Annotated in this window: 1 protein-coding gene; it reads right to left on the minus strand. The window is 38.9% G+C overall.

The genetic code is table 11. The features are described from left to right. Positions 1-347: N-acetylmuramoyl-L-alanine amidase family protein (locus R0J88_RS18965; protein ID WP_410900723.1), on the minus strand; the 347-nt coding region annotated here is incomplete at its 3' end. Positions 348-383 lie beyond the last annotated feature (36 nt).

A 383-nucleotide genomic window follows, 5' to 3' on the forward strand; every position in this document is an offset into this window, starting at 1 on the left:
CCAGCCTTACGTGCATCAGTGTATACATCAGCAAGTGCTTTATGATTAACATTAGGTACTTCTTTCATTTTCATATTTAACACGTCCTTTTCTTTTGGCTTTGTTTCTACTAATGGCTTTTCTTTCAATGCAGCTGCGATACGATTACTAAACTTCTCAAATCCACCATCACGCTTCAGGATTACACGTGGGCAAAACTTTCCTGACCATTTTTGATGAGGTACTACGTTTCGTACTGGAATACCAAAAAGCTTCATTAAGTACACCGTTAAAGCAATAGCATTTTCCTCGGCTTTCTTTGTATCTGTTTCAGGATTCTCACAGATTTCAATACCGATAGAAGTCATGTTACCTGATTTACTTCCGCTGCCATCCCCTGTATG

It is taken from the genome of Pseudoalteromonas sp. SIMBA_162 (assembly GCF_046535955.1).
GTDB lineage: Bacteria > Pseudomonadota > Gammaproteobacteria > Enterobacterales > Alteromonadaceae > Pseudoalteromonas > Pseudoalteromonas marina.